Source organism: Dactylosporangium sp. NPDC050588 (assembly GCF_040654975.1).
In the GTDB taxonomy this organism is placed as follows: domain Bacteria; phylum Actinomycetota; class Actinomycetes; order Mycobacteriales; family Micromonosporaceae; genus Dactylosporangium; species Dactylosporangium maewongense.
In genome coordinates this window covers 67,397-92,053 of the sequence record NZ_JBFAJA010000014.1, presented here as the reverse complement: position 1 = coordinate 92,053, position 24,657 = coordinate 67,397, and the positions used below count along the sequence as shown (strand labels likewise).

Sequence of the window (24,657 nt, the reverse complement as noted above, 5' to 3'; positions counted from 1 at the left end):
TGCCCCCTGTGCTGGTCGAGCTGAAGGTTGACCCGCAGACCTTAGCGGTCGTTCCGCCGCTCGGTCATGGTCACCAGCTCGCTCGCGGCGGTGTGTGGATCCAGGTCACCGTCCGCCACCTGCCTCGCCAGGCCGGCGAGCACGGCGCCGTCCCGCAGGGCTTCCATCCGGCCACGCAGCGTGCCCAGCGCGATCGCCTCGATCTCGGCCGCGGCCCGCCGCTCGCGACGCCGGCGCAGCTCGCCGGTGTCGTGCAGGTGCTCGCGGTGCTCGGCGATCGTCGCCACGATCTCGTCGATGCCCTCGCCCCGCGCCGCGACGGCCCGCAGCACCTTGGGCCGCCACTGGCCGGGCGCGCGCTCGCCGAGCCCGATCATGCCCTGGATGTCGCGGTACGTGGCGTCGGCGCCGTCCCGGTCCGCCTTGTTGACCACGAAGATGTCGGCGATCTCCAGCACGCCCGCCTTCGCCGCCTGGATCGAGTCGCCCATGCCCGGGGCGAGCAGGACCAGCGTCGTGTCGGCGAGCCCCGCGATCTCGACCTCGGCCTGGCCGACGCCGACGGTCTCCACGACGACGGGGTCGCAGCCGGCACCGTCGAGCACCCGCACCGCCTGCGGGGTCGCCGCCGACAGCCCGCCGAGGTGCCCGCGGCTGGACATCGAGCGGATGTAGACGCCCGGGTCGGTCGCGTGGTCCTGCATCCGGACGCGGTCGCCGAGGATCGCCCCGCCGGTGAACGGGCTGGACGGGTCGACGGCGAGCACACCCACCCGCCTGTCCTGCTTGCGGAACGCGCGGACCAGCTCGTTGGTGGTGGTGGACTTGCCGACGCCGGGCGAGCCGGTCAGCCCCACGACGTGGGCGTCGCCGGCGTGCGGCGCGAGGGCGGCGGCCACCTGCGGTAGCAGCTCGTCACCGTCCTCCACCAGCGACACCAGGCGGGCGACGGCGCGGGGGTCACCCTCCCGCGCCTTCGCCACGAGGTCCGGCACATCCCGCGATCGCCGGACGCTCACCGCTGCGGCTCCTTGCCGCCGTTTTCGCTCATGTACGGCATGATCGCCGCTCCAGGCGCTCCGCGCCCCGGGGTGGCCCCCGTTCCCGCCCCTCGACCGGGCCGACCGTCCGCCCCGAGCACCGCTCGGTATGCGGAGCGGCGGCTGGTGATCGCCGTTGCGGGCGTCCGACCGGCCGCCGTGACCGCTGGCGCGGACCGCCGCAGGGTCACTGCTTGGGGACGCGGAGCAGGAGCGCGTCTCCCTGGCCGCCACCGCCGCACAGGGCCGCGGCGCCGAGCCCGCCACCGCGGCGGCGCAGCTCCAGCGCGAGGGTCAGGGCGAGCCTGGCGCCGGACATGCCGATCGGGTGGCCGAGCGCGATCGCGCCCCCGTTGACGTTGACGATCGCCGGGTCGATGCCCAGGTCGGCGGTCGACTGCACGCCGACGGCCGCGAACGCCTCGTTGATCTCCACGAGGTCGAGGTCGGCGGCGGTCAGGCCGGCCTTGCCGAGCGCGTGCTTGATCGCGTTGGACGGCTGGCTGGTCAGCGAGTTGTCGGGGCCCGCGACGTTGCCGTGCGCGCCGATCTCGGCGAGCCAGGTCAGCCCGAGCTCCTCCGCCTTCGCCTTGCTCATGACGACGACCGCGCAGGCGCCGTCGGAGATCGGCGAGGACGTCGCGGCGGTGATGGTGCCGTCCTTGCTGAACGCGGGCCGCAGCTTCGCGAGCGTCTCGACCGTGGTCTCGGGCCGGATCTGCTCGTCGTCGGTGACCAGCAGCGGGTCGCCCTTCCTCTGCGGGATCTCCACCGGCACGATCTCCTCGGCGAGGCGCCCCTCCTTCTGCGCGGCGGCGGCCCGCTGGTGGCTCGCCGCGCCGAACGCGTCCTGCGCCTCTCGGGAGATGCCGAGCCGGGCCACGTGCCGCTCGGTCGACTCGCCCATCGACACCTGGTCCCAGGCGTCGGTGAGGCCGTCGAGGGCCATGTGGTCGCGGATGACGACGTCGCCGTACTTGTAGCCCTGGCGCTGCCCGGCGAGCAGGTGCGGGGCGTTGGTCATCGACTCCATGCCGCCGGCGACCACGATCTCGAACTCGCCGGCCCGGATGAGCTGGTCGGCCAGGGCGATCGCGTCGAGGCCGGAGAGGCAGACCTTGTTGATGGTCAGGGCGGGCACCGACATCGGGATGCCGGCCTCGACCGCGGCCTGCCGGGCGGGCATCTGGCCGGCGCCGGCGGTCAGCACCTGGCCCATGATCACGTACTGCACCTGCTCGGGCGCCACGCCCGAACGCTCGAGTGCCGCCTTGATGGCGACACTCCCGAGCCTGGTGGCGGGAAAGTCTTTGAGGGCGCCGAGCAGCCGCCCCATCGGCGTGCGGGCGCCGCTGACGATCACCGCTTGAGTCATCGTGAGGCCTTTCGAGAGATGTTCCACATCGCGCCGTCGCGACTGAACGATTACTAGGGTTCAGACTATCGCCATGACGACCTCGGACCCGAAGTTGGATATCTCACCCGTCGGCATTCTCCGCATCGATCACGTCGGTATCGCCGTCGCGGATCTCGACGAGGCGATCGCGTTCTACGCGCGCGTGTTCGGCATGCGCTGCGTGCACGAGGAGACGAATGAGGAGCAGGGGGTGCGCGAGGCGATGCTCTCGGTCGGGCCCACCCCCGAGGGGGGTTGCCTGCAGCTGCTCGCGCCGCTGAGCCCGGCCTCGACGATCGCGAAGTTCCTGGACCGCAGCGGTCCGGGCATGCAGCAGCTCGCCTACACGGTGAGCGACATCGATGCGACCTGCGCCGAGCTGCGGTCCCGTGGCGTCCGGCTGCTCTACGAGACGCCCCGCCGCGGCACCTCCGATTCGCGCATCAACTTCGTGCATCCGAAAGACGCCGGAGGCGTACTCGTGGAGCTGGTGGAGCCGTTCCGAGCAGCTTCGAGCAACCACTCCTGAGGAGGTCAGTGGACTTCTTCACAGGCCGGTTCCCGATTTAGCTACCGTTCAGTAACGTCCGCTTCAGGGCATCGAGATGTGTTGCCGATCCCCATAGGCACCCCGCATTCCGGGGTCCCACGCTTTATGCCTTCATCCCGGACGTTAGGAGCCAGCGGTGCAGCAGATCCTCGACGCGATCATGCAGGCGGAGCGGGCGGCGGACCCCGCGGCCGAGCTCCGCGCCGTGGCCGGCCTGCCGGTGCCCTCGTCGTACCGCGGCGTGGTCGTCCGCGCCGACGAGACCGACATGTTCGACGGCCTCGCCACCCGGGACAAGGACCCCCGCAAGTCCCTGCACGTGCAGGAGGTCCCCACCCCCGAGGTCGGTCCGGGCGAGGCCCTGATCGCCGTGATGGGCAGCGCCGTCAACTACAACACCGTCTGGACGTCGATCTTCGAGCCGGTCTCGACGTTCGGCTTCCTTCAGCGGTACGGCCGCCTCAACGACCTCTCGAAGCGCCACGACCTGCCCTATCACGTGGTCGGCTCGGACGCCGCCGGCGTGGTCCTGAAGGTCGGCCCGGGGGTGAGCAAGTGGAAGCCCGGCGACGAGGTGGTCGCGCACTGCCTCAGCGTCGAGCTGGAGGACGCCACCGGGCACGACGACACGATGCTCGACCCGCAGCAGCGGATCTGGGGCTTCGAGACCAACTTCGGCGGCCTCGCCGAGCTGGCCCTGGTCAAGGCCAACCAGCTCATGCCGAAGCCCACCCACCTGTCGTGGGAGGAGGCGGCCTGCCCCGGGCTGGTCAACTCCACCGCCTACCGGCAGCTCGTCTCCCACCACGGCGCGCAGATGAAGCAGGGCGACACCGTCCTCATCTGGGGCGCGTCCGGCGGCCTCGGCTCCTACGCGACGCAGTTCGCCCTCAACGGCGGGGCCACCCCCGTCTGCGTCGTGTCCAGCCCGCAGAAGGCCGACCTGTGCCGGGCCATGGGCGCGGAGCTGGTGATCGACCGCTCGTCGTTCACCTTCTGGAAGGACGAGCACACGCAGGACACCGCCGAGTGGCGCCGCTTCGGGGCGGAGATCCGCGCCCTGACCGGCGGCGACGACCCGGACATCGTGTTCGAGCACCCGGGCCGCGAGACCTTCGGCGTCAGCGTCTACGTCGCCAAGCGCGGCGGCACCATCGTCACCTGCGCGTCGACGTCGGGCTTCATGCACCAGTACGACAACCGGTACCTCTGGATGAACCTCAAACGCATCATCGGCAGCCACTTCGCCAACTACCGCGAGGCGTGGGAGGCCAACCGGCTCATCGCCCTCGGCAAGATCCACCCGACGCTGTCGCGCACCTACTCCCTGGACCAGACCGGCCAGGCCGCACACGACGTGCACCGCAACGCGCACCAGGGCAAGGTCGGCGTGCTGTGCCTGGCCCCCACCGAGGGCCTCGGCGTCCGCGACCCCGAGCTGCGCGCGAAGCACGAGACCGCGATCAACCGCTTCCGCAACCAGTAGCCGGCCGACACCCGCCGCACCCAGCCGCGGCGGTTACCACCCCTCAAGCCGGGTACGCACCAGACCCCGCGACGGGACGCCACAGCGTCGTGGCTCCCGCCGCGGCCCCCACTCCTGCCACGCATGGCACAAAGGCCACAAACCCGGGCATTGATCAATGTCATCGAGCGGCGCCGGCGGACCGCGGCCGGCCTCCGTCACGGCCACACCGAAGCACTCCCCGACGAAGGCCGACAAACCACACCGCCTCCCCACGCGGCCCGCCTCCCCCGCACCCGCGCCACCACCCAGGCCGCAGGCGGACAGGTCCGCGCGCGCGATCGCCACCGCCGCAGACGGCCACGCCCCCGCACGCGGCGCCACCCCGGCGGACGGCCACTCCCCCCACACGCGGCGCCACCCCGGCGGACGGCCACTCCCCCTACACGCGGACCACTCATACACATATCGCCACCCCCACAGCGGCCGGCGCCCCTACAGGCGGCCACCTCCCCTCGTGGCCGTCCGTTCCCACGGCCACGCTGCTTGCCGGCGGTGGCGGGACACGGTCGGCACCACAGACGTTGATCAATGCCCTGAGACGTCCCATTCCGGATGGGGGGCGAATAGAGGGTGCGCGATGTGGACCCGAATCAGAGATCATCTTGTGGGTGGATCGCGCGGGGTCTATGGAACGAAAGCCGCGAACCGGGGCATTGATCAACGTCGTCAATGGGGTGGGGGCGGATGTGGTTGAGTTCAGTGAGCAAGAAGACCCGCCGGGGTGGCGGGGCGGCGGGGCAGGTGGCGGCGGGGGTGTGTCATCCGAGGTGAGGGGCGGTATGGACGTTGTCTCGGTGGGTGCACTTTTCGGTGATTGCGACCTGGCCGTACGGTCACTCGACACGCCGACAAAGCATGACAAAAACGTGGCGTGTCCTGGTCCGGTGAAGTTGACCTTGCGACCATCTCGGAAGAGTGCCGTTGCACCCTTGCGAAAGCCCCCCGGTGGTCTGCAAGTATGTGCCAATGCCCCAGCAGCAGTCCTCGGTTGACTTCTTTCAGAACGGCTCGGATCACGAAGAGCTGAGTGTGGTCCTGCGCGGTTACGACCGTGCCCAGGTCGACGCCAAGCTGCAGCGGATCAACGCGCAGCTCCAGCAGGCCAACCAGGCTCGCGAAGAGGCCGAGAGCCGGCTCGCCGAGTCCCAGCGGCGCATCCGTCAGACCGAGCAGCGGCTCGGCACGATGGAGCAGAAGCTGAGCGACACCAACAAGCAGCTGGAGGAGAACAACCGGCCGACGCTGTCGGGGCTGGGCACGCGGGTCGAGCAGATCCTGCGGCTCGCCGAGGAGCAGGCCAACGACCACCGGGGCGAGGCCAAGCGGGAGTCCGAGGGCATCATCTCCGCCGCGCGTCTCGAGGCTCGCGAGATCACCGACAAGGCGCGGGCCGAGTCCGCCGCCATGAAGGCGACCGCTGAGCGCGAGGCGGGCAACCTGCGCACCGCCGCCGAGCGGGAGGCCGCCGAGGTCCGGGTGCAGGCCCGGCGCGAGGCCGACACGCTGCGCGCCGACGCGGAGCGCGAGACCAAGCAGCTGCGCACGGCCACGGCACACGAGGTCGCCGAGCTGAAGGCCACGGTCGAGCGCGAGGTGGCGACGCTGCGGGCCACCGCCGAGCGGGAGATCACCCAGCTGCGCGCCAAGGCCGCCCGCGAGGCGGAGGAGAAGCGTGCCGAGGCGACGAAGCTGCTGACCGACGCGCGGGACAAGCGCGACAAGGACCTGCAGTCCCTCGCGCTGGAGATCGCCGAGCGGCAGGAGAAGGCGGAGCGCGACGAGTCGGCCCGTCACCAGTCCGCGGTCGCCGCGACCCAGAAGCTCGTCAACGAGGCCGAGAGCCGCGCCCGGGCCGCCGAGGACCGCGCGAAGGAGATCGAGCAGCGGGCCGAGGCGCGCCGGGTCGAGTCCGAGCGCAGCGCCGCCGAGACGGTCGAGAAGGCCAAGAACCTGGCCGAGAAGACGGTCAACGAGGCCCGCGCCGAGGCGCACCGCCAGCTCAGCGAGGCGCGTGCCGAGGCCGAGGAGACCACGCAGCGGGCCCGGCGCGAGGTCGAGGACCTCACCCGCCAGAAGGACGCGGTCACGTCGCAGCTGGGTCAGATGCTCTCCGGCCTCGCCGGGATCATGCCGACGGTCCAGCCGCCGCAGCAGGCCGGCCCGGCCGACGCCAAGAAGGGCAAGTCCGGAGACGGCGAGAAGGTCTCCGCCTGACGCTCGCGGGGCGCGGCGATCCGGCCGCTTCTCGATCATTCACGGGGAGTTCGATCGCACGTCCCGTCATGCGCGGTGTGTAATTGCGCGTGGCGGGACGTTGCGTGTGAGGATGGGTGTATGTCAGACCGCGACCTCTTCGACACGGGCCCGGGCGGCGTCTCTTCAGAGCCCGACTTCGAGACCGCACTGCGTGGGTACAACCGCAGCCAGGTCGACAAGTACTGGACTCAGTCGGAGAACGAGATCCATGCCCTGAAGCTGGAGAACGAAGAGGTCTGGAGCCAGGTCCAGGCGCTCGCCTCCCAGGTCCAGGAGCTGCAGATGGAGCTCGCCGACCTGCGTCGGCGCGGTCCTGTGGGCGAGGTCTCGTTCCGTCATCTGGGCGCCCGCGTCGAGCAGATCCTGGGGCTCGCCGAGGACCAGGCGGAGTCGATCCGCGCCAATGCCGTGCAGGACATCGCGGGCCTGCGCGCCGAGGCCGAGCGGCTCCTCGCCGACGCCCGTGGCCGGGCCGCCAAGGCCAACGAGGACTTCGAGCTCGCCCTCGCCGCCCGCCGTGCGGAGGAGGAGCGGGCGGTTACGGAGCGTCGCGCCGCGCTCGAGGCCGAGGCCCGGGCGATCGAGGAGCGGGCCGCCGCTTCGCGGGCCGAGGCCGACCGGATCGTCGCGCACGCGCACGCCGAGGCGCAGCGCATCACCGCCGAGGTCACCGCCCAGCTCGAGCAGGCCCGCTTCCAGGCGGAGCGGGAGCTGCAGGCGCTGCGCGCGTCGGCCGAGCAGCACTCGGCGCAGGTCCGCGCCCAGGCCGACCAGCACGCCACCGCCGCCCAGCAGCACGCGGCGACCGTGACGAGCGAGGCCGAGCAGCAGGCCGCCGCGATCGTCGCCCAGGCGCAGCAGCAGGCCGCCGCGGTCACCACCGAGGCACAGCAGAAGGCGTCCGCGGTCACGGCCGAGGCACAGGCGCAGGCGACCGCGCTGACCACCCAGGCCCAGGAGACCGCCGCGACCGTCGCGGCGAAGGCGCAGGAGGCCGCGGCCGCCGTGGCCGCGCAGGCCGAGGAGCACGCCGCGGCCGTCACCGCCCAGGCGCAGGAGACGGCCGCCGCCGTCGCCGCGCAGGCCGAGCAGGCCGCGACTGCCGTCACCGAGCAGGCCGCCGCGCAGGCGAAGGCCATCGCCGACAGCGCCGTGGCGAAGGCCGAGGCCGCGGCCGCCGAGGCGCACGCCGTCGCGACCGAGGCCCACCGCAAGAGCACCGACGAGGCGACCCGGAAGGCCGACGCCGAGGCCGTGCAGCGGGCCGACGCGGCCCGCGCCGCGCTCGAGCAGGAGCTGCGCGACCTGCGCGCCACCCACGACGCCGAGGTCGCCGAGCTGCGCACGACGGCCGACCGCGAGCTCGCCGAGGCCCGCGCCGCGGCCAAGGCCGAGACCGACCAGCTCCGCGCCACCGCCGAGTCGGAGGCCGAGACGCTGCGGACCACGGTGCGGACCGAGGTGGACGAGCTGCGGGCCGCCGCGAGGACCGAGGCCGACACCCTCACCACCGCCGCGTCAGCGGAGGCGGACCAGCTCCTCACCGCCGCCAGCACCGAGGCCGAGACGCTGCGGAGCACGGCGCAGACCGAAGCCGAGACGCTGCGCACCACGGCGCAGACCGAGGCCGAGACGCTGCGCACCGAGGCCGCGGCCGTCCTGACCGCCGCCCAGGCGGAGGCCGCGACCAAGGCCGAGGCCGCCACGAAGGCGGAGGCGGAGGCGATCGCCAAGGCCGACGCCGCCACGAAGGCCGGCGCCGAGGCCACCGCCAAGGCCCAGGCCACGGCGAAGGCGGAAGCGGAAGCCTCCGCGAAGCAGGCGGCCACCGCGAAGGCCCAGCTCGAGGCCGTCACCGCGGAGCTCACCGCGGTGGAGGGCCGGCTGGCCGAGGCCCGGGCGCAGGAAGCCGCCGCCCGCGAGCGGCTCGAGGAGGTCGCCGGCGCCGAGACCCGCCTCGCCGACCTGCGCGAGCAGGAGACCGCGCTCACCAGCAAGGTCTCCCAGGCCGAGACGGCGCTCAGCGGCGAGCTGGCCGGCCTGCGGGCGCAGGAGACCGAGCTGACCACCCAGGTCGCGGCCGCGGAGGCCCGCCTGGCCGAGCTGCGGCAGCAGACCGCCGACGCCGAGAAGCTGAGCGAGCAGGCGCAGCAGGCGACCGACAAGGCGAAGCAGGCCGACGACAAGGCCAAGCAGGCCGAGGAGCAGGCGAAGGCGGCCGCCGAGAAGGCGAAGCAGGCCCAGCAGCAGGCGAAGCAGGCCGGCGAGAAGGCCAAGCAGGCCGAGGAGCAGGCGAAGCTCGCCGAGGAGCGGGTCGAGGCCGCGCAGCGGCGGGCCGAGGAGATCGAACAGCTCGCCACCGCCGCCGGCACCGAGGCCGCCGAGCGCGCCGCCCAGACCCTGGCCGAGGCCGAGCAGGCCGCCGAGGCGATCCGCGAGGCCGCCCGCCTCGAAACGGCGACCCCAGCGGCAACGAACGGCAACGGCAAGGTGAAGGTCGCGGCCGAGTAAGGGCCGAACTGGCGAAACACCCCGTGCATCAGGTGCGGAAAGCCGACACTCAAGTTGAGGACGTGATGGCGAATCACGTATCGTCCGCGGGTCTGCGCGCCTAGTCACTCAGGGGGAAAGAGCGTGAGCAGTACGGAGCAGGTCGAGCGCCCCGGACGCCACTCCGTTCCACCCCAGAAGCCACGCGTGTCCGCGCGCACCGTCGCGATCGGCGTCGCCATCGTCGTGGTGGTCGCCGCGGGCGGGATCGCGGCCGCGGCGTACACCAGCGGCGGCTCCGAGAGCCAGTCGAGCAGCGCCGACGAGAAGGCCACCGTCATCAGCACCGACGGCGCCGTCGTCGACGGCAAGCAGCTCACCACGGCGCTGCACATCAAGGCCAACAACGTCAAGGTGGTCAACACGACCGTGCGGCACCGGGGCGCGGCGGCGATCCGGATCTTCCCGGGCGTGCACGGCACCGTCGTGGAGAACACCGAGGTGTTCTGCGACGGCAAGGACATGGTCGGCGTCGGCAACGGCGGCTACACGGCCACGAAGGTCAAGGTGCACGGCTGCGCGGTTGGCTTCCAGCACTACGCCGGCGCCCCGGCCACGGTCACCGACTCGACGGTCGACGACAAGCCGTACAAGGCGAGCTACGCCTTCACGGAGCAGGGCAAGAAGCACCCGACCACCGGCACGGGACTCGTCGCCGGGCCGGTCGCGGCCGCGAAGCCCTGGCCCGGCCCCGACAACACGGGCGTGCCGGCGGGGACGACGCTCACCCCGTACACCGGCCCGTACGCGATCACGCAGGAGAACACCGTCATCGACGGGAAGATCCTCACCGACTGCGTCGAGATCAAGGCGAAGAACGTCACGATCAAGCGGTCGAAGATCAACTGCAAGAACAAGGGCGGCATGATCATCCGGGTGTTCGACGAGCTCGTGCCCGACGCGAGCCTGCTCGTCGAGGACACCGAGATCACCGGTGACGGCGAAGGGCTCGGCGTCGGCTTCGGCCACTACACGCTGCGCCGCGTCAACATGCACAACCTCAACGAGGGGCCCCGGGTCTCCGACGGCGCGGTGATCGAGGACAGCTGGATCCACGGCCTGGTCTTCACCGACGAGAAGGACCACCAGGACATCCTGCAGACGACCGGCGGCACCGGCATGATCGTGCGGCACAACACGCTCGAGGCGTTCAACCCGGCCACCAACGACCCGTTCAACGCGGGCTTCCAGCTCGGCTCGGAGACCGCCCCGAAGCTGAGCGACCTGCTGGTGGAGAACAACCTGTTCAGCGGCGGGAACTACACGGTGAACCTGCGGCCGGACACGAAGACCGAGAAGGTCGTGTTCCGCAACAACGTGTTCGTGCAGAACAGCCGCTACGGCGCCGCCTCCAACGAGGACCTCCCAGGCGTCACCTGGGAGGCCACCAACGTCTTCCTCGACGGAGGCAAGCCCGTCACGCACGGGCCGTAGAGCAGACCCGACTCGCACGGGCCCAAGAGCAGGCCCAACACGCACGGTCCCTAGAGCAGACCCGACACGCACGGACCCAAGAGCAGGCCCGGACCCTAGAAGGTCACGACCGACTTCGTGACGGTGTACGCCTCGGCGTAGTGCGACCGGCACTCCATCCCACGGATGCGGGCGAGGCCGAGGAACACCTCGTCGTCCCACCAGTCGCGGGCCTTCTGCGACGGGAAGTGCTCGTGCAGCAGCGCGACCTTGCGCCGGCCCTGCTCGACGGTGAGCGGCACGTACACGTTGCGCCGGGACAGGTCGCCGTCCCACTTCGGGATCTCGTAGTGCATGACGAGCGAGTTCCGGAAGGCGGTCGAGGCGAGCGAGCCGAGCAGCCGGTGGTCCTGGTGCGCGTCGTCGGTCGACGGCGCCAGGACCAGGTCCGGGGTGCCGAGCCGGGCCGCGGCCTCGACGATCTCCTTCGTCGCGTCCCAGTGCGCCGGGAGCCGGCCGTCGGGCAGGTCACCCAGCGAGAACCGCACCGTGCCCTGGGACAGGAACGCCGTCGCGGCCGCCCGGGCCTCCGCCTGCCGGGCGGGCACACCCGTCGCGAGGACGTAGTGGACCGAAACCCCGGCAGGCAGGGAGAGCAGCAGCCCGCCGGCGGCGATCTCGATGTCGTCCGGGTGTGCACCCAGGGCGACCACGGACCGCACGCCGGCGAGGGAGAAGCCGATCATGCGGACGGGCGGCGGGACGCGTCCCACAGCATCCACGGGCAGTTGCCGTGGTTGTAGGCCTCTTCCATCTCCGCCCGGTCCTTGAACGTGTCGACCGCGCGCCAGAACCCGTCGTACTGCTGAGCCAGCAGCTTCCGGTCCGGGATGAGCCGGTCGAAGGCGTGCGGCACCATGTCCTCGCCGTCGCGCAGGACGTCGAAGATCTCCGGCCGCATGATGAAGTAGCCGCCGTTCTCCCAGGTCATCAGGTCGCGGAAGTCCCGGACCCGCGACACCGACCCGTCGTCTGACATCTCCAGGATGTGGTGCGTGGAGACCGGCGGCACGGCGAGCATGCTGACCGCCGCCGTGGACGCCCGGAAACGCTCCACCATCTCCGGCAGCGGCGCGTCGGTCAGCGTGTCGGCGTAGTTGGCCAGGAACATCGGCTCGTCCTCGACGTACTTGCGCACGCGCATGAGCCGCTCGCCGATCGTGGCCTTGAGGCCCGTGTCGATGAACGTGATGTTCCAGTCGGTGATGTCGGTCGAGAAGAGCTGCACGTCACCGTTGCCGCCGACGAGGGTGAAGTCGTTGGACAGCGTCTCGTCGTAGTGCAGGAAGTAGTCCTTGACCACGGCGGCGCCGTAGCCGAGGGCGAGCACGAAGTCGGTGTGCCCGAAGTGGGCGTAGTAGCGCATGACGTGCCACAGCAGCGGCCGGTCGCCGATCATCGCCATCGGCTTCGGGACGTTGCTCGTGCCCTCGCGCATCCGCATGCCGAGACCACCGCAGAACAGGACGACCTTCACGACAAACTACTCCTCGACGTCGAGAGCCGGGATCGGGTAGACTAGCTTGCCGCCCCAGTCGCGCACGTACGACAGCTGCGCGCTGATCTCGGTGCGCAGGTTCCACGGCAGGACCAGGACGTAGTCGGGCCGGTCCGCGGCGATGCGCTCCGGCGCGTGGATCGGGATGTGCGTGCCCGGCAGGAACATGCCCTGCTTGTGCGGCGACCGGTCGACCGTGTACTCGAGCAGGTCCTCGCGGATGCCGCAGTGGTTGAGCAGCGTGTTGCCCTTGCCCGGGGCGCCGTAGCCGACGACCCGCTTGCCCTCGGCGCGCGCCTTCATGAGGAAGTCGAGCAGGTCGCGCTTGATGGTGAAGACCTCGCCGGCGAAGCCCTTGTGCCCCTCGAAGGTGTGCAGGCCGGCCGCGGCCTCGGCGTCGAGGACGGCCTTGACGGCCACCGAAGGTTCACCCGCTGTTTCACTTCGCTGTGCGTGCACGCGCAGCGACCCGCCGTGGGTCGGCAGCTCCTCCACGTCGACGACGGTGAGGCCGCCCTTGGCGAGCGCCCGCGACGCGGTGAGCAGCGACAGGTACTGGTAGTGCTCGTGGTAGATCGTGTCGAACTGCCGGCGCTCGATCAGGCGCAGCAGGTGCGGGAACTCCAGCGTGACCAATCCGTCCGATTTGACCAGATTGGCGAGTCCCTGACTGAAACCAATGATGTCCGGAATATGGGCATAGACGTTATTTGCGGCAACCAGATCCGCGCGACCGTACTGCGCCGCGACCGATTCGCCGGTTTCCGGCCCGAGAAAGCACACCTCTGTCCGGATCCCCTTTTCGCGGGCGACCGCGGCGACATTTCCGGCTGGCTCAACGCCGATCACGGGAATACCCGCGGCCACAAAGTGCTGCAGAAGGTACCCGTCATTACTGGCCACTTCGGCGACCAGGCTGTCGGCCGTTAGGTTGAGCTTCTCGATCATAGCGACGGAGTACTGCCGCGCATGCTCCACCCAGGATGATGAATAGGAGGAGAAGTAGAGGTAGTCGGAGAAGATCTCCTCACCCGCCACGTAGGCCGGGAGCTGCACCAACAGGCACTCAGAGCAGGTGCGCACGTGCAGCGGGTAGAACGTCTCCGGTGCGTCGACCTTCTCTGCGGGCACGTAGCTCTCACATAGTGGCGACATACCGAGGTCGACGAAGGTCTCGGTGAGCTCGGCACCACAGAGCCGGCACGAGACAACGGGCATGCGTCCCCCCAAAATAATCGTTGGCGCTAGGCTCCTGTGTACATGGCGAAGCTATACGCCAGGAGCATGATGTGGACGCGTCAGCCTAAGGCAGAATCCAAGCCAAGAAGCTAGCGGTCACGGAACACTGCTGTTCAACGTCAGAGTAAGAAGTCCGACACACCACCGAGGGCACTTTCGGTCCCTCTTAGACTCGCCTTCCACCCGCCGAGCGTTCGGGAGCTTTGCCATGCGCGTACTCGTCACCGGTCACGACGGATACATCGGCAGTGTGCTGGTGCCGATACTCCGGCAGGCCGGGCACGAGGTCGTCGGTCTCGACACCGGGCTGTTCGCGGACTGCGTCCTCGGGCCGGCGCCGGAGGAGGTCAAGACGCTGCGCGTCGACCTCCGCGACGTCGAGCCGTCGCACGTCACCGGGTTCGACGCGGTCATGCACCTGGCGGCCCTGTGCAACGACCCGCTGGGCAACCTCAACCCCGACCTGACGTATGACGTCAACCACCGCTCGACGATCCGCCTGGCGAAGGCCGCCAAGGCCGCCGGGGTCCAGCGGTTCCTCTTCTCGTCGTCCTGCTCGCTGTACGGCAAGGGCGCCGACGACACCCCGCTGGACGAGACGGCCGGCTTCCAGCCCGTGACGCCCTACGGCGAGTCGAAGATCCTCTCGGAGCATGGCCTGCTGGAGCTCGCCGACGACGACTTCTCGCCGGTGTTCCTGCGCAACTCCACGGCCTACGGCTTCTCCCCCCGCCTGCGCGGCGACCTGGTCGTCAACGACCTCGCCGCGCACGCGCTGCTCACCGGGCAGGTCCGGCTGCTGTCGGACGGCAAGGCGTGGCGGCCGCTGGTCCACATCGAGGACATCTCCGCCGCGTTCCTGGCGCTGCTGGAGGTCGACCGCGGGCGCGTGCACGCCAAGGCGTACAACATCGGCAAGAGCAGCGAGAACTACCTGATCCGCGACGTGGCCAACCTCGTCGCCGAGGTGGTGCCGGGCAGCGAGGTGACGTTCGCCGAGGGCGCCGGCACCGACCTGCGCAACTACCGGGTCACCTGCGACCTGATCGCCGCCGAGGTCCCCGAGTTCCAGCCGAGGTGGACGGTCAAGCTGGGCGTCGAGCAGCTGATCGAGCAGTACCAGCGGCACGGCCTGACGATCGAGCAGTTCGGCAGCCAGACCCACCAGCGCATCAAGCGGATCAAGGCGCTGATGGAGGCCGGCAAGCTCGACAACGACCTGCGGTGGACGGCATGACGAGCGACCGGATCTGTGACGCCTGCGGCGAGGAGCGGCTGGTCCCGTTCGCCGACCTCGGTGACATCCCGGTCCTGTGCGGGGTGCACTGGGAGGCGCACGGCGACGCGGTCGCGTCCCCCGTCGGCCGGATGGAGCTGGCGCACTGCCCGCGCTGCGCCTACGTGCGCAACGTCGCGTTCGAGCAGGACAAGCTCGTCTACGACACGACGATGGACACCAACCTGCACTTCTCCCCCGCGTTCCAGCGGTTCTCCGCGGACCTGGTGCAGAGCCTCAGCGAGCGGTACGACCTGAGCGGCAAGCTCGTGCTCGACGTCGGCTGCGGCCAGGGCGAGTTCCTCAAGGAGCTCACCCACGTCAGCGGCGCCAGCGGCGTGGGCTACGACGCGATGTACGCGGGCGAGGTCGGCACCAACGGCCTGACCACGTTCCACAGCGGGCTCGCCCCGCGCGGGTCCGGCCTGCCGAAGTACGACTTCTTCACCTCGCGGCACTGGTTCGAGCACCTCGACGACCCGTTCGAGTTCCTGGTCGACCTGCGGGAGCAGGCGAAGGGCCGCGAGGTCTTCGGCTACGTCGAGGTCCCCGACGCGGTGTACGACCTCGCCACCGCCGGCTGGGAGGTCATCTACCCGCACGTGTCGTACTTCGACGCCTACTCCCTGGCGAGCATCTTCGGCCGGGCCGGCTGGACGGTCGAGTCGACGGGCACGCTGTTCTCGGGCATGTTCCGCTACATCGAGGTGTCGGCCAACCGCCCCCGCGCCGGCGGTCACGTCGCGCACACCGGCGAGCTGCCGTCGATGCGGGCCCGCGACAAGCAGCTCGCGGCGATCGCCGGCTTCGCCGAGCGGCACCACGCCGAGCGGGAGCGCTGGCGGAGCACGATCGCGAAGCTCAACGCCGACGGCGCGCGGCCGGTGCTGTGGGGTGCGGGCTCCCGCGGCGTGCAGTTCCTGACCCTCGCCGACCGCGAGCTGGGCCTGCACGGCGTCGTGGACCTCAACCCGCGCAAGTGGGGCCGCTTCCTGCCGGTCACCGGGCACCGGGTCGACCCGCCGTCGACCCTCACGACCCTGCAGCCGAAGGCCGTCGTGATCACCAACCCGGCGTACAAGGACGAGATCGCCAAGTCCCTCGCCGACCTCGGCGTCACCGCAGAGATCCTGGTGGCCTAGATGCCCAGAGTTTCGATCGGGATGACGACGTACAACGTCGAGAAGTACCTGCCGCTCGCGATCGAGTCGATGCTGGCGCAGGACTACCCGGACTTCGAGATCGTCGTGTGCGACAACCTGTCCACCGACAGCACCTGGGAGATCCTGGAGCGCTACGCCGCCAAGGACGAGCGGGTCCGGGTGTACCGCAACCCGGAGAACCTCGGCGAGGCCGGCAACTTCCGGCGGGTCGTGCAGCTGGCCCGCGGCGAGCTGTTCCGGCTCGCCGCGCACGACGACCTCGCCGCGCCGACGCTGATCAGCCGGTGCGTGGAGGCGCTCGACGCGCATCCCGAGGCGATCCTGGCCTTCCCGCAGACGATGCTGATCGACAGCGACGGCAACGAGATCGGCCCGTGGGACGACGCCATGGACACCCAGACCCTGCGCTCGCGGGGCCGGGTCAGCTGGTACGCACGGAAGTGGAACCTCTGCAACGAGGTCTTCGGCGTGGTCCGCACCGACGTGCTGCGCAAGACGCGGCTGCTCGGGCCGTTCCTGTCCAGCGACGTGCGGATGCTGCACGAGCTGGCGCTGCGCGGGGAGTTCATCCAGGTGCCGCAGCGGCTGTTCTACCGCAGGATGCACGCGACCAACACGTTCGGCGCGCAGCGCGACACCGACGAGGTGCTCGAGTGGCTGGAGCCGGGCGCGGCGAAGGGCAAGAACCGCAAGCGCAAGCCCGCCTCGGACCAGAGCCACCACACCAGGATGACCTGGGAGATCACGAAGGCGCTCATGAGCAACGAGCTGCCGGTGACGGAGCGGGCGGTCGCCACCGGGGCGTTCCTGACCTCGTGGGGCACCCGCCGCGGCCGGGCCAAGCTGGGCCGGATCCGGCGCTCGATCACCCGCACGCCGATCGCGCCGCCGGTCTGGGAGCAGCCCGATCAGCAGTCGTCTGACCAGCAGCCGCAGGCCTAGGAGTCCGCATGAGTCAGAGCGTCGACAGCAGCGTCGACCCGCTCGACCGCACCGTCGATCTTGACCGTACCGCCGAGATCAGCGCTCTGACACCACCGGCGACAACGACGACGCTGGACGCACCGGAGGAGGAGGCGCCGCGCAAGCGCCTCAAGTCCGCGATCTTCTGGTCGTACGCGCTGACCGCGGGCCGCCTGGGCACCACGACCGTCGTCACGTTCGTGCTGGCGGGCATGCTGGGACCGCACGCGTTCGGCGTCGTGGGCACCGCGCTGCTGTTCGTGATGATCACGCAGATGCTGCTCCAGCAGACGCTGCTCACCACGATCATCCAGCGCGAGAAGCTCGAAGGCGACCACCTGGACGCCGGGTTCTGGCTCGTCATCATCGGCAGCCTGGTGCTGACCGCGGTGGCCGCCGCCGCGGCACCGCTGTGGGCGGCGTTCAACGACCAGCCCGAGGTCACCATGATCTGCGTGGCGCTGACCCCCATGATCCTGCTGCAGGGGCTGACCGTGGTCCCCGAGGCGATCATGCGGCGGAGGATGACGTTCCGGCCGCTGGCCATCCGGACGCTGATCGCGAACGTCATCGGCGGCGTGGTCGGCATCGCCATGGCGCTCGCCGGCTACCAGGCCTGGGCGCTGGTGGGGCAGCAGCTGGTGGTGGGCGGCGTCGGCGCCGTCGTGCTGTGGACCGTCACCGACTGGCGCCCCCGCTGGCGGCTGCCCCGGCAGGCGATCAAGGACCTGTGGGGGTTCTCCGCCCAGTCCGCGCTCGGCGGCATCGGCGTCTTCCTGGCCATCCGCATCGACCTGCTGGTCCTGGCCAAGTTCTTCGGGCCGGTGGCGGTCGGTCTGTACCGCATCGCGCAGCGCCTGCCCGACATGCTGACCGAGGTGACCAGCCGGTCGCTGCAGCAGGTGTCGCTGCCGGAGCTGGCCCGCCTGCAGCGCAAGCCGGCCGAGCTCGGTGACCGGCTCGCCAAGATGCTGCACGTGTCCGCCGTCGCCGGACTGCCCGCGCTGGGCATCCTCGCGGCCGTCGCGAAGCCCCTGGTCGCGCTGCTCGGTCCCGAGTGGTCGCCGGCCGGCACCGGCATGCAGCTGCTGTGCATCGTCGGCATCGTCAACGTGTACGGGGTGCTGCTCGGCCCCGCCCTGCAGGCCGTCGGGCGGCCGGGCATCAACACGGCGCTGTCCTGGTTCCAGCTCGCGGTCGGGGTCGGCACCTTCTACCTCATCGGGCAGTGGCTCAACGGCTCCACCGACGACCGCGCGCAGGTCGCCGCGATCGCGCTGGGCATGTCGGCGGTCGAGCTGTCGATCACGATCCTGATGATGTACATCACTTTCGTGCGGGTGCTGAAGGTCAGCACCTGGCAGATCCTCGGCCCGACGGTGCCGGCGTTCCTCGCGGGCTCGGCGGGCTTCCTCGTGCCGTTCCTGGTCGACCGGTTCGGCCTGGTCAGCGGGCCGTGGGTGCTGAAGCTCCTGGTCTACGGCGTGCTCGCCACCGGCATCGCCGGCGGCCTGCTGCTCGCGCTGGACACCCGTACCCGCGGGATGGTCATGCGCAAGGTTCAACCATTGCTCGGAAAGAAGCTCGGAAAGAAGTAGGAGCGGGTCTTTGCTGTTCGACGAGTCCAACCGCCTGCGGCCCCTGGCCCACGCGGTGATCCCCGGTGGCGCGCACACGTATGCGAAGGGGGACGACCAGTTCCCCGAGGAGGCGCCGGGCTTCATCGTCCGGGGCAGCGGCTGTCACGTCTGGGACGCCGACGGCAACGAGTTCGTCGAGTACGGCATGGGGCTGCGCTCGGTCACGCTCGGTCACGGCTACGCGCCGGTGGTCGAGGCCGCGGCCCGGCAGATGGCGGAGGGGCTCAACTTCAGCCGCCCGGCGACGATCGAGCTGACCGCCGCGGAGCGGCTGCGCGGCGCGCTCGGCGTGCCCGACCGGATGGTGAAGTTCGCGAAGAACGGCTCCGACGTGACGAGCGCCGCGGTGAAGCTCGCCCGCGCGTTCACCGGCCGGGACCTCGTCGCGATCTGCGCCGACCACCCGTTCTTCTCCACCGACGACTGGTTCATCGGCACGACCGGCATGCCGGGCGGCATCCCCGGCGCGGTCCGTGACCTGACCGTCCGGTACCGCTACAACGACCTGGCCGGCGTCGAGGCGCTGATCGCCGAGCACCCCGGGAAGATCGCCTGTCTGGTGCAGGAGGTCGAGACGACCGAGCCGCCCGCGCCGGGCTTCCTCGAGGGCCTGCGGGCGCTGTGTGACCGGCATGGCATCGTGCTGATCTTCGACGAGATCATCACCGGGTTCCGCTGGCACGTGCGCGGCGCCTCCCACGTGCACGGCGTGCGGGCCGACCTGACCAGCTACGGCAAGGCGCTCGGCAACGGCTTCGCGGTGGCCGCGCTCGTCGGCCGGCCCGACATCATGGAGCTCGGCGGCCTGCGCACCGACCGGGAGCGGGTGTTCCTGCTGTCCACCACCTACGGCGCCGACACGCACACCCTCGCCGCGACGATGGCCGTCCTCGACGTGTACGAGCGCGAACCGGTCATCGAGCACCTGCACCGCCAGGGCCGGCGGCTGGCGGAGGGCGTGACGGCGGCCGCGGCGGCGCACGGCGTCCAGGACTTCGTGGGCGTGGCCGGCCGCGACAGCAACCTCATCTACATGACCAAGGACGGCGAGGGCGAGCGCTCGCAGGCGTTCCGGACGCTGTTCCTGCAGGAGCTGGTCCGCCGCGGCGTGATCGCCCCGTCGTTCGTCGTCAGCTACTCCCACACCGACGCGGACATCGACCGCACGATCGAGGCGGTCGACGGCGCCCTCGCGGTCTACGCGAAGGCCCTGAGCGACGGCGTCGACGCCTACCTGGTCGGTCGCGCCGTGAAGCCCGTCTTCCGCCCTTACGTCTAGGGGAGCCACCGTGGTCGCAGTCCTCGAGCGGGAGCAGGTCCGGCGCGGCACCCGTACACCGGTGAAGGCCGCCCTGGTCGTCGGCGCCCTCGTGGCCGGGACGGTGGCCTCGATCCTGCGGCAGCCCGGGCCCGGGGCGCTGGACACGATCTGGGCCGAGGACGGCGAGATCTTCCTGACCCAGGCGGCGCGCGACGGCGCCGGGGCGTTCACCACGTCCTACGCCGGCTACTACCACCTCGTCGCCCGGCTCGTCGCCGGCGTCGCGGCGCTGCTGCCGGCGTCCCAGGCCGCCGCGGCGCTCGCGATCGGCGCGGCGCTGGTCACGACCGTCTTCGCGATCGCCGCGTATGCCCTGAGCGGGGAGTACCTGTCCTCGACCGTGGCCCGGCTGGTGGTGTCGGTGCCGGTCGCGGTGCTGCCGATGGCGCAGGGCGACGTGCTGAACTCCCCGGCGAACCTGCACTGGACCGGTCTCTACGTCCTGTTCTGGTTCCTGCTGTGCCGGCCCGCCTCGGTCGCGGGGAAGGTGCTGGCGTGCGCGGGCATCGTGCTCGTCGTCGGCAGCGACATCCTGACCGGCGTCTACCTGCCGCTCGTCGCGTTCGTGCTGTGGTTCCACCGGGACCGGTACGCGGTGGCGAAGGCCGTGGCGTTCGTGGTGCCCTTCGCCGTGCAGGTGCTCGGCCTGCTCACCGGGGCGAGCGAGCGGGAGGGCCTGGCGCCGGACCCGGTCCGGGCGGTGACCGGCTTCGTGCTCCGCGCGGTGCCGACGGCGCTGTTCGGCGAGCGCTGGGTCGGCCAGACGGTCAACGCCCGCAGCCTGATCTTCGCCGCACTCGCGTGGCTGATCCTCGGCGCCGTGCTGGTCCTGGGGCTGCGCAAGGTCGTCCGTCCACGGTGGACACTGGTGATCGCGGCGGGCGTGCACAGCGCGCTGGTCTACCTCGCGCCGGTCGCGCTCAGCGGCATCGCCACCCCGCGGTACAACGTGGCGCCGGCCCTGCTGGTGCTCGTCACGCTCGTCGCCCTGCTCAACGACGTGACCGGGGTCCGGATCCTCGCGGCGCTGGTGCTGGTGGTCTGCGCGGTCAACTTCCGGGTGGACAACGCCCGGGCCGACGGGCCGGCCTGGCACACGGGCCTGCGGGGCGCCGAGACGGCCTGCGCCGCCGATCCGGCGACCACGGTGAGTATTGAGGTGACTCCGCTCGCGGCACCTGGGTGGCATGTCGCACTGCCGTGTGACTATGTCGACAAAAAATAACCCTCTGGCATTGGGGCCATCGTCGGACAAGCAATTATCAGGCGAACTATGATCCACTCCAGAGTTAAAGCATGAATTTCCTCGACCGTTCGGGCAGGGTTGCCTGGCGGAACGACGGAGCCCTCGACACCCCGGAACGAGATTCACCTTCTGCGGCCCACATGTACGCTGAGCTGCGAAACAGAAGATCAATCTTGTCCGTTTAGCCGCATTCGTACAGAATGCGCAAATTAGGTTTTTTGTTCATTTTAACGAGTCAAGCGGCATTTCATGTTTCGTTAAAAGCGGCATGTAAAGAATGCGACACGGCGAGTTTGCCAGTGCCCACTTGCCCCGCTGACGCGTTATCCGCCAGTGTCGCTAGGCGACTGCCCGTGGGGGGCGCCGCGACCTATTTTCTTGGGGAGCAGGGTCGGTCATGAAGGTTGGCGTCATCGGCTGTGGTTACTGGGGGGCGAAGCACGTGCGCGTGCTGTCATCACTCCCCGAGGTGTCACTGGTCGTCGCGATCGACGCACAGACGGAGCGGATCGATCCACTGCGCCGGATGTATCCGAGCGCACTGTGCGTCACCAGCCTGGACGAGGTGATCGACCTCATCGACGCCGCGATCATCGCCACGCCGCCGCGCTCGCACGCGCCGCTGGCGAAGCGGCTGCTCGCCGCCGGCAAGCACGTCATGGTCGAGAAGCCGATGACCGCCTCGACCGCGGAGGCCCGCGAGCTCGTCGCGATGGCCGACGAGGCCGGCCTCACCCTCGCCACCGGGCACACGTTCGAGCACAACGCGGTGGTCAAGCACCTGCGCGACATGGTCGCCGCCGAGGAGCTCGGCAAGATCTACTACATCGACACCGCGCGGCTGAACCTCGGGCTCTACCAGCCCGACGTCAACGTCGTCTGGGACCTCGCGCCGCACGACATCTCGATCATCAACATGGTGCTGGGCAGCACGCCGACCGCGGTCAGCGCGTGGGGCACCAGCCACGCCGGCACGCCCTTCGAGGACGTCGCCTACCTGCGCCTGGAGTACGGCGCGATCGGCGCGACCGCCAACATCCACGTCAGCTGGCTCGACCCGTCGAAGGTGCGACGCGTGACGGTCGTCGGCAGCCAGCGCATGGCGGTCTACGACGACATGCTCGACGAGGGCCGGCTGCGCATCTACGACAAGGGCGTCCAGGGCGCCCCGCTGGACGGCACCGTGCCGATGTCGTACCGCTACGGCGGCATCACCTCGCCGCACATCCCGATGACCGAGCCGCTCGGCGAGGTCGACCGGGACTTCGTGCAGTCGGCGATCACCGGGCGCACCCCTGCCGTCGACGGCCGGCGCGGGCTCGCCGTGGTGGAGGTCCTGGAGGCCGCCGCCGAGTCGATGGCCACCGGCCGCACCGTCAACATCTCCCAGCCCGCAACCGTCTGACTCGAGAGGAACACCACGTCCCGTGCGCATCCCGTTCAATGACCTCGCGACGCCGCACGCGTCGATCGTCGAGGACGTCGTCGCAGAGGTGCGGGCGCTGGCCGGCAACTCCCGCTTCATCGGCGGGCCGGCCGTCGAGTCCTTCGAGCAGGACTTCGCGGCGTACTGCGGCACCACGCACGCCGTGGGCGTCGCCAACGGCACCGACGCGATCGAGCTGACCCTGCGGGCGCTCGGCATCGGTGGCGGCGACGAGGTCCTGGTGCCGGCCAACACGTTCATCGCGACCGCCTCGGCCGTCGCGGCGACCGGCGCCACCCCCGTCTTCGTCGACGTCGACCCGGTGAGCCTGCTCGTCACGCCCGCCACCCTGGAGGCCGGCAAGACCGAGCGGACCGCCGCGGTGATCCCGGTGCACCTGTACGGGCACATGGTGCCGCCGGCGGACGTGCTGCCGTTCGCGGCGAAGCACGGCCTGGCGGTGCTCGAGGACTCCGCGCAGGCGCACGGGGCGGACGCTCCGGCGCAGCATGACGGCCTGGGTGAGAAGGTGCGGGCCGGGTCCTACGGTGTCGCCGGAACCTTTAGTTTTTACCCAGGCAAGAACCTCGGTGCCTGGGGAGACGGTGGCGCGGTCGTGACCGACGACGCCCAGCTCGCCTCGCGGATCCGGTCACTGGCCAACCACGGCCGGTCCGAGGGCACCGACCACTACGAACACCGCTACATCGGGCGCAACAGCCGGCTCGACGCGTTGCAGGCGACAGTCCTGCGCCGCAAGCTAGCCGACCTGGACGCGGCCACCGCTCAGCGCCGTCGCGTCGCGTCGGTCTACGCGGAGGCACTCGCCGCCCACGGAATCCCGATGGTGGCACCGCTGCCCGGCGTGGACAGCGCGTGGCACCTGCTCGTCGCCCGGGTCCCGGGACGGGAGCAGGTGCGCCGCCTGCTCGACGAGGCCGGGATCGGCACCGGGGTCCATTACCCGGTTCCGTGTCACCGCCAGCACGCCTACGCTACCGACCAGACCGTCAGCCTCCCGGCGGCCGAACAGGCCGCCACCGAGATCGTCTCACTTCCCTTCTTCCCCCACCTGCGGGACGAAGAGGTCGCCTTTGTCGCGGACCACCTCGCCAAGGCGATCGCCGCGCTCTGATTTCCGTCAGCTCGCTCGTTCGTTGTCGCACCAACGCACAGTGAGGAGGTGTCGCCGTTGACCGCGCCACAGGCCGTCGACGCCGCACTGAACACCACGCCGCCCGTTTCCGCCCAGGAGGACGAGACCGACGACGCCACCGTCGTCATCTCGTCCCTGCCCCAGCCCACCGCGCCCGCCGAGCCGTCCGTGTCCGACGACGCCACGGTCGAGATCCCGATGCCGCAGCGCGTGCTGCGCAAGGTCGGCAGCGGCTGGGGCCTGATCCAGGGGCACCGCGAAGGCCGGTCACTGATCCCGAAGCGGTCCCTGCGGCAGCTCGTGGAGGGGCTCGTGGCGCTGGGGATCCTGGCCGCCCTGTCGCCGGTCCTGCTCGTCGTCGCGCTCGCGGTGAAGTGGACCAGCGAGGGCCCGATGCTGTTCCGGCAGGAGCGGCTCGGCCTGCACCGCAGCACGTTCAAGATCATCAAGTTTCGCACGATGAGCAACAAGAACAGCGACGCGCAGCACCGCGAGTTCGTCAAGAAGATGCTCACCTCTGACGACGACGTCGACGGTGGCGAGCAGGGCGTCTACAAGCTGGTCAACGACCCGCGGATCACGCCCATCGGCGGCTTCCTGCGGCGCACCAGCATCGACGAGCTGCCCCAGCTGTGGAACGTCGTGCGCGGCGAGATGTCGCTCGTCGGCCCGCGCCCCGTCCTGGCGTGGGAGGCGGACCTGTTCCCGCCGGAGGCGGAGCGGCGCTTCGCGGCCCGGCCCGGCATGACCGGCCTGTGGCAGGTGTCCGGCCGCAGCACCCTGGACTTCAAGGCCGCCCTCGAGCTCGACGTCGTCTACGTCGAGAAGAAGTCGGTCTGGTACGACATCACGATCCTCTGGCGGACCGTCGGAGTGGTCTTCAACCGATCGGTGGCACGGTGAGAATTCCGGAGCGTAGCGGGGCATTCGCTCACC

General features: G+C 70.5%; 19 protein-coding genes. 14 read left to right on the top strand and 5 right to left on the bottom strand.

Annotation, left to right across the window (positions count from 1 at the left end):
- Positions 1–41: 41 nt before the first annotated feature.
- Both meaB and AB0I21_RS11910 read right to left on the bottom strand, forming a co-directional pair.
- On the bottom strand, positions 42–1,019 hold the full coding sequence (meaB, locus tag AB0I21_RS11915) for a methylmalonyl Co-A mutase-associated GTPase MeaB (RefSeq protein WP_360560429.1): 978 nt from the start codon (positions 1,017–1,019) through the stop codon (positions 42–44).
- Positions 1,020–1,227: 208 nt separating this feature from the next.
- Positions 1,228–2,415 (bottom strand): acetyl-CoA C-acetyltransferase, encoded by a 1,188-nt coding sequence (locus AB0I21_RS11910; protein WP_360560427.1) that lies wholly within the window; start codon positions 2,413–2,415, stop codon positions 1,228–1,230.
- Positions 2,416–2,488: 73 nt separating this feature from the next.
- Between AB0I21_RS11910 and mce the strand changes: the two genes are divergently transcribed.
- From mce to AB0I21_RS11885, 5 genes are all read left to right on the top strand, one after another.
- A complete protein-coding gene (mce, locus tag AB0I21_RS11905; protein WP_360560426.1) occupies positions 2,489–2,965 on the top strand; it encodes a methylmalonyl-CoA epimerase in 477 nt (158 codons plus the stop codon).
- A 157-nt stretch (positions 2,966–3,122) separates the two neighbouring features.
- Entirely contained in the window at positions 3,123–4,472 is a 1,350-nt protein-coding gene (gene ccrA / locus AB0I21_RS11900; protein WP_344510217.1) for a crotonyl-CoA carboxylase/reductase, read from the top strand.
- 1,008 nt (positions 4,473–5,480) lie between these two features.
- Positions 5,481–6,728 (top strand): cell division protein DivIVA, encoded by a 1,248-nt coding sequence (locus tag AB0I21_RS11895; RefSeq protein ID WP_360560424.1) that lies wholly within the window; start codon positions 5,481–5,483, stop codon positions 6,726–6,728.
- Between the two features lie 120 nt (positions 6,729–6,848).
- On the top strand, positions 6,849–9,281 hold the full coding sequence (locus tag AB0I21_RS11890) for a hypothetical protein (RefSeq protein ID WP_360560422.1): 2,433 nt from the start codon (positions 6,849–6,851) through the stop codon (positions 9,279–9,281).
- A 186-nt stretch (positions 9,282–9,467) separates the two neighbouring features.
- Positions 9,468–10,754, top strand: a complete 1,287-nt coding sequence (locus AB0I21_RS11885) for a hypothetical protein (protein WP_360560421.1) — start codon at positions 9,468–9,470, stop codon at positions 10,752–10,754.
- Between the two features lie 95 nt (positions 10,755–10,849).
- Here AB0I21_RS11885 and AB0I21_RS11880 read toward each other — a convergent pair whose 3' ends face one another.
- From AB0I21_RS11880 to AB0I21_RS11870, 3 genes are read right to left on the bottom strand one after another with little or no spacing between them, the layout of a single operon-like run.
- Positions 10,850–11,506 carry a PIG-L family deacetylase gene (locus AB0I21_RS11880; protein ID WP_360560419.1) on the bottom strand — a complete coding sequence of 219 codons (657 nt, stop codon included), beginning with the start codon at positions 11,504–11,506 and terminating at the stop codon, positions 10,850–10,852.
- Positions 11,476–12,270, bottom strand: a complete 795-nt coding sequence (locus AB0I21_RS11875) for a glucose-1-phosphate cytidylyltransferase (RefSeq protein ID WP_344510227.1) — start codon at positions 12,268–12,270, stop codon at positions 11,476–11,478. Before AB0I21_RS11875 ends, AB0I21_RS11880 begins: the two co-directional genes overlap by 31 nt.
- Before the next feature lie 6 nt (positions 12,271–12,276).
- Positions 12,277–13,509, bottom strand: coding sequence for a class I SAM-dependent methyltransferase (locus AB0I21_RS11870; protein ID WP_360560418.1), 1,233 nt, complete (start codon positions 13,507–13,509; stop codon positions 12,277–12,279).
- Between the two features lie 229 nt (positions 13,510–13,738).
- Between AB0I21_RS11870 and AB0I21_RS11865 the strand changes: the two genes are divergently transcribed.
- The 9 genes from AB0I21_RS11865 to AB0I21_RS11825 all read left to right on the top strand — a co-directional run bounded on the left by AB0I21_RS11865 (position 13,739) and on the right by AB0I21_RS11825 (position 24,624).
- Positions 13,739–14,767 carry an SDR family oxidoreductase gene (locus tag AB0I21_RS11865; protein ID WP_360560416.1) on the top strand — a complete coding sequence of 343 codons (1,029 nt, stop codon included), beginning with the start codon at positions 13,739–13,741 and terminating at the stop codon, positions 14,765–14,767.
- Positions 14,764–15,948, top strand: coding sequence for a methyltransferase domain-containing protein (locus AB0I21_RS11860; protein ID WP_344510233.1), 1,185 nt, complete (start codon positions 14,764–14,766; stop codon positions 15,946–15,948). The genes AB0I21_RS11865 and AB0I21_RS11860 overlap by 4 nt, the downstream gene beginning before the upstream one ends.
- A complete protein-coding gene (locus AB0I21_RS11855) occupies positions 15,949–16,911 on the top strand; it encodes a glycosyltransferase (protein ID WP_360560414.1) in 963 nt (320 codons plus the stop codon).
- An 8-nt stretch (positions 16,912–16,919) separates the two neighbouring features.
- Positions 16,920–18,530, top strand: coding sequence for a lipopolysaccharide biosynthesis protein (locus AB0I21_RS11850; RefSeq protein ID WP_360560413.1), 1,611 nt, complete (start codon positions 16,920–16,922; stop codon positions 18,528–18,530).
- Positions 18,531–18,540: 10 nt separating this feature from the next.
- The gene (locus AB0I21_RS11845; protein WP_360560411.1) at positions 18,541–19,851 is read left to right on the top strand and encodes a glutamate-1-semialdehyde 2,1-aminomutase; all 1,311 of its coding nucleotides are present in this window, start codon (positions 18,541–18,543) and stop codon (positions 19,849–19,851) included.
- Positions 19,852–19,861: 10 nt separating this feature from the next.
- Positions 19,862–21,118 (top strand): hypothetical protein, encoded by a 1,257-nt coding sequence (locus AB0I21_RS11840; RefSeq protein WP_360560409.1) that lies wholly within the window; start codon positions 19,862–19,864, stop codon positions 21,116–21,118.
- A gap of 418 nt (positions 21,119–21,536) precedes the next feature.
- Positions 21,537–22,544, top strand: coding sequence for a Gfo/Idh/MocA family oxidoreductase (locus tag AB0I21_RS11835; RefSeq protein WP_360560407.1), 1,008 nt, complete (start codon positions 21,537–21,539; stop codon positions 22,542–22,544).
- A gap of 22 nt (positions 22,545–22,566) precedes the next feature.
- On the top strand, positions 22,567–23,700 hold the full coding sequence (locus AB0I21_RS11830) for a DegT/DnrJ/EryC1/StrS family aminotransferase (RefSeq protein ID WP_360560406.1): 1,134 nt from the start codon (positions 22,567–22,569) through the stop codon (positions 23,698–23,700).
- A 57-nt stretch (positions 23,701–23,757) separates the two neighbouring features.
- A complete protein-coding gene (locus AB0I21_RS11825; RefSeq protein ID WP_360560404.1) occupies positions 23,758–24,624 on the top strand; it encodes a sugar transferase in 867 nt (288 codons plus the stop codon).
- Positions 24,625–24,657 lie beyond the last annotated feature (33 nt).

Coding starts and splice junctions, on each gene's coding strand:
- AB0I21_RS11835 (WP_360560407.1), top strand. CDS start 21,537: ATGAAGGTTGGCGTCATCGGCTGTGGTTACTGGGGGGCGAAGCACGTG.
- AB0I21_RS11870 (WP_360560418.1), bottom strand. CDS start 13,509: ATGCCCGTTGTCTCGTGCCGGCTCTGTGGTGCCGAGCTCACCGAGACC.
- AB0I21_RS11865 (WP_360560416.1), top strand. CDS start 13,739: ATGCGCGTACTCGTCACCGGTCACGACGGATACATCGGCAGTGTGCTG.
- AB0I21_RS11895 (WP_360560424.1), top strand. CDS start 5,481: ATGCCCCAGCAGCAGTCCTCGGTTGACTTCTTTCAGAACGGCTCGGAT.
- mce (WP_360560426.1), top strand. CDS start 2,489: ATGACGACCTCGGACCCGAAGTTGGATATCTCACCCGTCGGCATTCTC.
- AB0I21_RS11890 (WP_360560422.1), top strand. CDS start 6,849: ATGTCAGACCGCGACCTCTTCGACACGGGCCCGGGCGGCGTCTCTTCA.
- AB0I21_RS11855 (WP_360560414.1), top strand. CDS start 15,949: ATGCCCAGAGTTTCGATCGGGATGACGACGTACAACGTCGAGAAGTAC.
- AB0I21_RS11850 (WP_360560413.1), top strand. CDS start 16,920: ATGAGTCAGAGCGTCGACAGCAGCGTCGACCCGCTCGACCGCACCGTC.
- AB0I21_RS11860 (WP_344510233.1), top strand. CDS start 14,764: ATGACGAGCGACCGGATCTGTGACGCCTGCGGCGAGGAGCGGCTGGTC.
- AB0I21_RS11910 (WP_360560427.1), bottom strand. CDS start 2,415: ATGACTCAAGCGGTGATCGTCAGCGGCGCCCGCACGCCGATGGGGCGG.